Below are 9,703 nucleotides of genomic sequence, written 5' to 3'. Positions count from 1 at the left end.
CGGTATGTTACCGCCCAGAGGGCGGCGTTACGTAAGTTTCTATAATTTAATGGGCGATTGAAATCGATGGGTCAATCTAAGTCCATTCCTGTGATTCTTGTACTTCTGCTTCGATCAAACTTTGTCGCAAATTTACCCAATTTATTTGACTTACGATCGCATTCTCAATCAGTTTTCCGGCTTGTAGGTGTAGAACTTGGGTAGAAAATTGCTCTGCTAATTCTAGTTGGTGGTTTACCATCAGTATAGTTATGCGATCGCTAGTAGCTAGCTGTGCTAATACTTGTAAAACTTGGTGGGCTCTCCCAGCGTCTAGAGCGCTTGTGGGTTCGTCTAGGAGTAAAATTTTGGGTTGGATAGCTAGAGCACGGGCGATCGCCACTAATTGCCTTTGTCCGACAGATAACTGTAACTCTGTCCGCTCTAACCATTGTTGCGGAATGTGGAGCATTTCCATTGCTAGGTTTTGCCGATTGAGGATTTCTGAAGCCTCTAGTCCCCGCAATTTCAAGGGATAAGCTAAAGCCTCTCGTACTGACATCCCTAAAAGCTTTGATTCTTGTAGCACTAGGGTGACATTTTGCCGCAATGCGATCGCAGGAATTTGCTTATATTCTTGATTTTCGAGATAAATTGCACCCGTTGCCGGTTCACTCAGTCGATTTAGTAGTCGTAAGAGGGTAGATTTTCCGGCACCGGAAGGGCCGACAATTGTAACGCGATCGCCTCTTTTTACGTCAAAGGAAATATCTTCTAGTAAATACTTGGAAGCTAAAGGTGCAATTACACTAACTTTTTTGACCTGCAATTGAGGAAAGCTTTCCTCAATTAACGGTGAAGTAGAAATTCCTGAAAAATTAGCCATTATATAAAGAAGGGGCTAGGGGCTAGGGGCTAGGGACTAGGGGAAGAGAGGGGGAGAGCAGGGGAGATGGGAAGATGGGTAATTAGCCATTAGCAATTATAGGACTTACGCTCAGGGCTCCAGAAACCGGGTTTTTGAGAGAATCTGCGGGTAAAAACGAAGTATTTTCGTCAAAAAACCCGGTTTCTTTGGTTGGGTGCGTAACTCCTGAATTAGCCATTACCAATTACCAATTACCAATTAGCCATTACCAATTACCAATTACCAATTAGCAATTACCAATTACCAATTACCAATTACCAATTACCAATTACCAATTACCAAACAATATTATTCTTCTACCCGATAGCCTAATTCTGCCAATCGGGTGCGGGACTGCCGCCATTTGGGTTGTACTTTGACAAATAATTCTAGATGTACTTTACCGTCAATTAACTTTTGAATTTGCTGGCGTGCGGCAGTGCCAATTTCTTTAAGCATACTGCCGCCTTTACCAATGACAATACCTTTTTGGGAGTCGCGCTCGACGTTGATAGTGGCGAGTACGCGGGTAATGGTTGGTGCTTCTTCTACAATGTCGATCGCGATCGCTACTGAGTGGGGTATTTCTTCACGGGTAAGCAGCAAAATTTGCTCTCGGATTAGTTCCCCCATAATGAAGCGTTCGGGTTGGTCAGTGACCAAATCGGGGGGATAGTAATAGGGGCCAGGTTCTAAGTGTTGGATTAATATTTGTTGCAGTGCTTCGACTCCCTCGCCGGTGAGGGCAGAAAATTTGACTATCGGCCACTGTTTGGCTTCAATTAGCTGAGTATAGGTATTATCAAGCTGTGCTTGGGATTCTGGGGGTTGTTGGTCTGATTTGTTGAGGCCGAGGATAACTGGGGTTTGGGTATTGACAAGGAGATCGACGATATAGCGATCGCCACCACCAGCGGGTACAGAAGCATCTACCACAAACAGCAGTACATCAACGGAGTGAATGGCTAGTTGAGCATTGTGTACCAATACCTTACCTAGTTGATGGTGTGGCTTGTGAATGCCAGGGGTATCGACAAAAATGATCTGCGCTTCTTCCGTTGTCAAAATTCCCCGCAGTCGGTTGCGAGTTGTCTGAGCCACTGGAGAAGTAATCGCAATTTTCTGCCCCACCAGTTGATTCATCAAAGTCGATTTGCCGACATTTGGCCGTCCGATAATGCCTGCAAAGCCTGATTTGTAGCCCGCAGGAGCGGCGGGAATCATCGTACTTAACAAATCTATGCCTGTGCTGTCTTCCACTGCAATCACCAAATTTCCAAGCCGGTTCTCTCTCTATTGTCGCTTGAGAAGGCCAAGAGTGGTAATTTACAAGGATTGTGTCTTGTTCGCCGGGTAGAATCACAGGCTCTTAAACGGTAAGTTAACTGCGATCGCTACTTTTCGCTAACTCTGGGTACAGAAAGCTTGATATCTGGGAGAAAATTTGATAAGGTTCCCAAGGACATCTTTTGGAAATAAATCAATCTTGTCAAGCCCAAAACCTGATGTTGCGATCGTTTCGGATGATAGAATCTCAAGATCAACTGAGGCGATTCTACAGTTTTGGGTTGAAGTTGGTTTTAAAATTTCTGGGGATGTCTGATATAAGTTTAGGTAGGTTAGAATCGACCTCAAAGGCTCAAAAGTATCAGACGTTTCTTTAATGGAAGCTAAATGACTTTTCTGTGCCTAAATACAAACGTGCAAATTCTATAAAGAGGAGACGAGTATTGTGAAATCAAAATTCTTTTGGGGTTGCTGCACCGTTCTATTAGCCAGTATACCCCTGCCAGCTTTGGCACAATCAAATTTTGACTACAAGGGCGGCTCGATGAAGTATCAGGCGCTACCAGGTAAATTACCTAACAGAACGTTGCCAAAAGCCTTTGATTTTCCGGTGATTACGAATGTTGCGACTGATACAACTGTAACTACGGATCACCCGATTACGGATATGTTTCGTCCGCCTGCAATTCCTCAAGGGTTGACTGCTGATGATATTCCCCGCATTAGATCGGAATATACCGCAGCGCTTTCTGCTTGGGGTGAATCTGTGAGAGCCTGCTTGAAGAAACAACCTCGCTTGATCCGAGTGAGTACGGGCAATCCTGTACAGATTAATGGCGCTGTGGGTACGATTGTGAGAAATGCTAATAATCGTGCAGTTTGCAGATAGGTGATTTGTCGGTTTGACTTTTTTGTAGGGGTAATTGCCTGAAGAGGTTCGTGATACTAAATCAGGTTTATTACCCCTTTTTTTGTAGTCTGCTTAGGCGGAATTTGTTTTTGTAGCAGCTATTTATAATCTATATCTCTCAAATCAATAAAGTACATCTATGAAAAATAATGACGGTTCAATTGGAGGTAAATCTTTTTATCAATCAGAACCTTTAATCGCTCGTCTTAGGGGAATTATCCGAGACTATCCTGAAGGAGTGGGCATCATCAAAGAGTTAATTCAAAATGCCGATGATGCTAAAGCAACTAGAGTTGAAATTACCCTCGACTGGCGATATCATCAAGGGGGAATGCTACCTGACGAACGCATGACACAAATCATGGGGCCGGCAATTCTGGTTTACAACAATCAAGTTTTTACAGACAAAGATTTTGATAGCATTCGCAGTTTAGGACAGAGTGAAAAAGCCCAAGATTTACATAAAACTGGTAGATTTGGTGTGGGTTTTAATGCTATTTATCATGTTACAGATTATCCCAGTTTTGTGTCGCGCGATCGCATCATATTTTTTGACCCTCATGGTGCAGCTATTCCTGGCACTTCCAAACAAGAACCAGGACGAGAATGGAATTTAGTAACTGGTAAATGGTACGAAAAATATCCTGATTTTATGAAGGTTTATGAATCAGGAGGATTACTCTTTGGAGATACAAACTTTCAAGGCACACTTTTTCGCCTACCTTTGCGAACACCAATACACGCACAAAAGAGCGAGATTCGTCAACAGCCTTTTACTGAATCAAACATTAGGGAACTATTGGCTGAATTGATTCAGTCAGGGGAAGAAATGCTGCTATTTTTGAAGTCAGTTCAGGAAATTTATGTTTATGAAATTCCCGCAACTGAACACAAAAGGCAGGAGATTTTAAAGATTGTTACCAAGAATCATCAAGAAGTCGCTGAGGCGCGGCAAAAAGTTCTGAATGCGATTCCTGATAACCCAGAAACTTTGGTGAAATTGTGCCGCAATAATCCTGATGCACTCGCTTCAGTTTCTTACCGCCATGAAATAGAAACCATTAGCCAAGAAAGGAGAATAAAATCAACTTGGCGAGTGGTTGGTATCATTCGTATTGATGAAGGTGATGAATTAGCAAAAGTGATAGAAGCTATGCACCAAAGCCGTGAAAAAGTGTTGCCTTGGGCGGGTGCGGCTGCTAGAATTAGTATTTCTAGTACAGAGGAAAATTGTCAGCCAGTTGCAGGAAAAGTTTACTGTTTTTTACCGCTTCCCATTGAAATTGGCTTACCAATTCATATCAACGGCTTTTTCAACTTAAATAGTTCGCGGGATAACCTCAGTAGTGACAGCGGACAAACCGGAAAAGACAGGCATAGAGCTATTTGGAATCAATTACTTGTGCGCCATGTTTTGTCCCATGCTTATGTTAACTTGATTGTTGATTTAGTGCAAGATATCGGTCAGTTTCAACCCGAAGACTTTTACAATTTTTGGCCGCTTAGTCAGATTACTGTTAGCAAAGCTCTCGAAGAATTGCATCGCTTTGTAATTGAGTTATTGTACAATAAAAAAGTTGTACGCTCCGCTGTAGAAAACCCTGTAATCGATCCTCAATTCAGTAATACTGTCATATTATCTACTAGGTGGATAACTCCCCAAGAAATCAAAATTTTACCCTCGAAAAAGTGGTGGGAAGAGTTAGTAGAACCTCTTAGTGCAGATAATATTGACATTTCCGATCCGCATTTGCCTGAATCAATTCAGTCAGCTTTCAAGGATGCTAATTGTCAAATTGAAACCTTTACACCACATAAGTTACGCCAGCACTTATCCGAAAATAAAGCATTGGGTATAAGTTTAAATAATGCACCTAAAGCTAGTTTGCGTAATCGGCAATCGATTGTGAATATGCTTCGGTATTGTATCAGCGATAAACATAATGATTTGCGAGGTTTACCGTTAGCTATTCTGGCAAATAATACCTTACAAGTTTTTGGTTATAACCCCATAGGAACTATCTACATTGCTGATGATAAACAGAGGCAAATTTTTGCTAGTTATCTAGAGTGGTTTTTGCACCCTGACTTATTTAATCAAGTACCTGAAATCGCCTCTAAAATTGGCGTTTTACAAATGAATGCTACAGAAGTAGCCAAAAAATTAGTTAATATTATCAGTGTACTTGAACCCGTCGGATATACTTGGCAACCAGAGGCAGTAACGCCACCTAATGCAGAGTGGTTAACTTTGATATACAATTATTTTAGGAATATCTATCGCAAGTATTTTTATCAGGAAATAATAGATGAATTAAAAAAAGTACCCCTAGTTCCGGGAGATGATGGTAAGCTGTATAAGGGTGGATTTCTTTCTACACCTTTGCTGGTTGGCGATAAGATTGATGAGGAAACTATTGCAGCCTTAAAATATTTTAAGGTGACTTTTGTTAAAGCACCAGCAAAACTTGAAGAGGCGATCGCAAATTTTGCCAACTATCACGGTTTACTAATTTACTTTATCACAGGTTCAGATGTTTTAGATACAATATATTGGCGATTTCCTCAAGATTTGCCACCATACAACCAAGCGCATTATAACTCTCTTCTCAATTTTTTCGCTCATCCAGACCAAAGAAATTACACAGAAAATCAGCATGATAAGCTGCGTAAACTACGAATTTATCCAACAACTTCCAATGAAATTGTCAGCTTAGATGATGAAAATGTCTATATTCCCGGCGACGGATACCAACCGCCAGAAATAGCAGGAACTTTAAGGCTTTTACAGATAGGAATAACCAAAGAATGGTTGCCATTATTCCACCTTTTAAAAGTTCCCGTACTCAATCGCGCTCGATTAATTCGCGATTGCTTACTAGCAGATTATCCTGCATTTGCTCCCGAAGAACAATTAATAGCATTAGCATGGATTCGAGATAACCTGGAGAAAGCTAGTCAAGAAATAAAAGAAAGTGGCGAGGATACCAATGCACTTAAACAAGAAATAAAAAAAGCACGTTTAGTACGTTGCAATGATAGAAGATTACGAGCCGCAGATTTAACATACAGTCCTGAAAGTGAAGTAGTCCGCAGTATTTTAGGGAATTTAGCCGCGATTCCAGATATGCAGTTTTACTCTGAGGAATCTGAACTTTGGCTAAAGTTTTTTGCTGAATTGGGAATGAAAAAAACTCCTAGTCCCGATGACTTATTAGCCTGCATAGAAAATCTAATTCAAACAGCAAATGTGTCTGGAGTTGATGCTGTTTCCGGTTCCTGCATTGCCATTTTTAACTACATTGTAGACCATTGGGTTTTACTGGAATATCATAGACTTAGTAACAATCAAACTCTAGCAGAAGCATTAAAAGATAAACCTTGGCTACCTGTGGAGTACAATCTGGAAATACTTAGCCAGTATCCCGCCGCTATCATTCCTGAATCCAGGCTATATCGCGCTAAGGATGTATGCTTTAAAAAAGATGCTTACTTGGTTGCCAGTCAAAAACCCATCTTTGATTTTCGAGGGAAATCAATTAAGGTAGAAATTCAAAGGATTCTTGGCTTTCAACCTGTGGAGACAAATATGATTCTCGACCATTTCGATACACTTATTACAACATGGGAAAATGATGATTGAAGCAGCTACATCCGAAATTGAAAAACCAGAAATAGAATCAGTAAAAGCGATTTATCGGTATCTGGAAGAAAAATTTATTAAAGGTGGCGCAACTGATCAAGAAAAGCAACAGATTAAACACCGTTTCTTTCATCGTCCCTGCCTTTGGGATAAGGCTACAGCGAAATTCTGGAAACCCAAACACGCTTTTTTTGAACCTGTCTCTTTCTTCGGCAATCGTCGCGTTAGTATCCCTACCTCTCACCCATATTGGGAAGTTTATCAACTATTAGGGCAAAATCACTCTCCCCTGGTACAAGATTATTTATGCTTTCTCCAAGAGTTAGCCACAGAATATAAAGATTTACCCCTAAATGAAGAGGACAAAGCCTCTTTAATCCGGGTTTTTAACCGTTTGGAAGCACAGTTATCTTTAGAAGGCGGATCGATTAAAAATATACCAATTCTTACCGCAAACGATGGACTATATCTAGCTAATAAAATCTTTATTCCTGATGCTTCTTGGCGAAAAGATTATATTGACTCAAGCTTAATACTGCATCCACGAGTTTCAGCTAAACTTGCTAAAAATGCTGGTGCTTTATCTTTAATTAAAGATGTAATAGAAAAACCTGTCGATGTTACTAAAGGTATTTCTATTGCTCAAGATGAGTGGTGTCAAACATGGCAAAAAGCTATCAATTCTCCTGAATTTCAAACTGGCTTAAAAAGGCTGATATTCCACGAGTCTGATTCAGAACCTATTATAGATATGATGTGGTTGAAAACTGTGAAAGTCTCACCTTGTCGGCAAATAAAAGTAGATTTATTCTGGAAAGATGAAACTAAAATTGCCTCGGCAATCCCAGGAACTTACTACTTCGATGAATTTTCTAGAATTTTTCATATTATATCTAGTAAAAGCAAATTTATCATGTTATCCTATCTTGCCGAAAGCCTAAATAATCAACTAGGCGAATATGCAGTACAAAATCTATTACCGTTGGCTAGTATTATTGATGCAGAACCGCAAAATATTAATAATCTACTCAATGAATTACGAATCAGAGTTTTACTAGATGATGGGGAAAAAAGTAGTGAAGAATTGACACAAAAATCTGATATTATTGACCATGATGAAGTAATTAGATTGTTTGTTGAAAGAGTAGAAAGAGAATCTGCCCAGTGGAATTATCCCTAAGAATTATCCCTAATTATAATAATGAATTTTTATCCTCAATTTGGCCAAATATTTCTCTTGAACAAACAAAAAAACCGGCTTTATTAACAAAAGTCCGGTTTATGTACAAACTATATACCAAGTCCGCATTTATTCCCTCTTTCTTCTAGTCCGCCTTGGCGAACTTGGTATGTGTAACAGCGAATTCCATTCGCCAAAACTTGTTGACAATATTGCAAAATATCAACTTGATATCAAGCCGTTGCTAGCCAATCAAAGATTTTATCTAATTGTTCTAGCGTCACTAAACCATACTGCCAGAGAATCATTGGCAAAGAGCTCGGATCTTGCTTGTGATTCCTACAATGATTGCCACCAGCGCGTTCGGCGACAGCAATAGAAGCAGGAGAAATAGCTAAATCTTCTTGTAAAAAGCTAATTAATCGAGAATAAGTAGCGGGTGCCATCGTGACTTACACCTCCCTGTGTTAGACACCATTGTGTGAGATAAATTTGATATGTTTGAGTGCGGATTGGACAGTTTTTATTTTGTCTATTAACCGCTGAAACATCTGCTCAGCTTTTGGTCAAGATTTAAGCCGCTTTGCGATCGCAATTGCAGCTATAACCAAGATAAATTTTTCTTCTTAAACCCACTCAAACAGGTTTAGCGATTAACTTCATCTGTCAAACTACAGAATCCGTAAAATTTTACCTATAGGACTTAGGCATTTTATCGATACCACAACCCCCTTAAAAAGGAGGCTTTTCGGATTCTCCGTTTAAAAATCGGGGAAATTTCAAATTTTCCGTTTTTAAGGGGAATTTAGGATGGATCTCTGTGTCAGTCCTGACCTATTTAGTAGAACGACTGTTCCACTCAAACCCCAACCTGCTAACTTAACCAAACTTTGCTCCATCGCTCCTACTTCAGACAAATTTAGTCGTAGCAGAAGAAAATTCGGGGCTTTTGCTTAGAATTGCTGTTGCTCACTCCGCTAACTATCGGCCGCGAAACGCGCCTAAAGTTAGCACTGGCTCGTTGACTCGTCTCTCACACCTAGGAAAAAACCAACTTTTGAGGAAAACAAGCTTACCGTTATTAAGGCTAGGATTGATAGATTAGCAAGTTTTTATGCTTCTGTCTAGACTTCAACATTAGAATTCTAACAATTTTGATGAATTTTTGTAAAGTTATTTTAAGGATTTGGCTTGGCGGGGGAATCTGGGCCCAAAAACTGGATAGAAATGCGATCGCCCACCTTAACGCCGAGTTCAGCAGCGCGACCACCCCGCAGTTCAATCACTTGATCTACAGAGGCTTTCGAGTCATAGGTAGGACAAGGCTCAGCAGTACAGGGAGGTGACTTAGGCGCGATCGCTCTCACCACCCCATCTCGTAGGAAAATCATATCCAGAGATATCTTGCAATTTTTCATCCAAAAAGCAACTCGTCGCGACGGATTAAATGAGAACAACATCCCCCGATCGTCGGCCAAAGAAGTCCTGTACATTAAACCCATAGCCTGTTCTTCAGGAGTCTTAGTCACTTCCAGATTAATCGCACTACCAGCTATATTAGCCTTGGCTGTAATTGGCAGCATTTGACCCAAATTTGTCTCCCGCGGAGTTGGAGACTTAGAAGTGTCCGCTAGGGTACTTGAAACACCTACAGACGAACAAGAGATTAATAATACGCTCAATCCAAGACTCAGTAATCTGATTAGATAATTCATATAAATTGGTTAGTGGTTAGTTGTTAGTTCAAGACTTAACGCATTACTTACGTAACGCCGCCATCTTGGCGGTAAGAATACC

Annotated in this window: 8 protein-coding genes; 4 read left to right on the top strand and 4 right to left on the bottom strand. The window is 40.4% G+C overall.

The annotated features are described in order from the left end of the window. Positions 1 to 76: 76 nt before the first annotated feature. A complete protein-coding gene (locus PY364_RS11505; protein WP_275522656.1) occupies positions 77 to 865 on the bottom strand; it encodes an ATP-binding cassette domain-containing protein in 789 nt (262 codons plus the stop codon). Positions 866 to 1,090: 225 nt separating this feature from the next. Here PY364_RS11505 and PY364_RS28840 point away from each other — a divergent pair, with 225 nt between their 5' ends. After that, positions 1,091 to 1,219: a hypothetical protein gene (locus tag PY364_RS28840; RefSeq protein ID WP_343277570.1), complete on the top strand. Its 129-nt coding sequence runs from the start codon at positions 1,091 to 1,093 to the stop codon at positions 1,217 to 1,219. On the opposite strand, the gene era is transcribed toward PY364_RS28840, so the two are convergent. Further along, positions 1,196 to 2,110, bottom strand: coding sequence for a GTPase Era (gene era / locus PY364_RS11500; RefSeq protein ID WP_275522658.1), 915 nt, complete (start codon positions 2,108 to 2,110; stop codon positions 1,196 to 1,198). The two genes, PY364_RS28840 and era, sit on opposite strands and share 24 nt — an antisense overlap. Positions 2,111 to 2,618: 508 nt before the next feature. Here era and PY364_RS11495 point away from each other — a divergent pair. The 3 genes from PY364_RS11495 (at position 2,619) to PY364_RS11485 (ending at position 7,906) form a co-directional block, all read left to right on the top strand. Further along, entirely contained in the window at positions 2,619 to 3,062 is a 444-nt protein-coding gene (locus tag PY364_RS11495) for a hypothetical protein (protein WP_275522655.1), read from the top strand. A 160-nt stretch (positions 3,063 to 3,222) separates the two neighbouring features. Then, positions 3,223 to 6,726 (top strand): hypothetical protein, encoded by a 3,504-nt coding sequence (locus PY364_RS11490; RefSeq protein WP_275522654.1) that lies wholly within the window; start codon positions 3,223 to 3,225, stop codon positions 6,724 to 6,726. Next, complete coding sequence (locus tag PY364_RS11485) at positions 6,716 to 7,906, top strand: hypothetical protein (protein WP_275522653.1); 1,191 nt, start codon at positions 6,716 to 6,718, stop codon at positions 7,904 to 7,906. Before PY364_RS11490 ends, PY364_RS11485 begins: the two co-directional genes overlap by 11 nt. Before the next feature lie 233 nt (positions 7,907 to 8,139). On the opposite strand, the gene PY364_RS11480 is transcribed toward PY364_RS11485, so the two are convergent. Both PY364_RS11480 and PY364_RS11475 read right to left on the bottom strand, forming a co-directional pair. After that, positions 8,140 to 8,352, bottom strand: coding sequence for a DUF2949 domain-containing protein (locus tag PY364_RS11480; RefSeq protein WP_275522652.1), 213 nt, complete (start codon positions 8,350 to 8,352; stop codon positions 8,140 to 8,142). A 732-nt stretch (positions 8,353 to 9,084) separates the two neighbouring features. Next, complete coding sequence (locus PY364_RS11475; protein ID WP_275522651.1) at positions 9,085 to 9,621, bottom strand: DUF192 domain-containing protein; 537 nt, start codon at positions 9,619 to 9,621, stop codon at positions 9,085 to 9,087. Positions 9,622 to 9,703: the final 82 nt, after the last annotated feature.

Origin of the sequence: Kamptonema sp. UHCC 0994, assembly GCF_029167235.1 — a bacterium.
In the GTDB taxonomy this organism is placed as follows: domain Bacteria; phylum Cyanobacteriota; class Cyanobacteriia; order Cyanobacteriales; family Microcoleaceae; genus Kamptonema.
The sequence above is the reverse complement of the archived record's forward strand: the minus strand, read 5'-3'. Positions and strand labels throughout refer to the sequence as shown.

Coding starts and splice junctions, on each gene's coding strand:
- PY364_RS11505 (WP_275522656.1), bottom strand. CDS start 865: ATGGCTAATTTTTCAGGAATTTCTACTTCACCGTTAATTGAGGAAAGC.
- era (WP_275522658.1), bottom strand. CDS start 2,110: ATGATTCCCGCCGCTCCTGCGGGCTACAAATCAGGCTTTGCAGGCATT.
- PY364_RS11490 (WP_275522654.1), top strand. CDS start 3,223: ATGAAAAATAATGACGGTTCAATTGGAGGTAAATCTTTTTATCAATCA.
- PY364_RS11485 (WP_275522653.1), top strand. CDS start 6,716: ATGATGATTGAAGCAGCTACATCCGAAATTGAAAAACCAGAAATAGAA.
- PY364_RS11480 (WP_275522652.1), bottom strand. CDS start 8,352: ATGGCACCCGCTACTTATTCTCGATTAATTAGCTTTTTACAAGAAGAT.
- PY364_RS11475 (WP_275522651.1), bottom strand. CDS start 9,621: ATGAATTATCTAATCAGATTACTGAGTCTTGGATTGAGCGTATTATTA.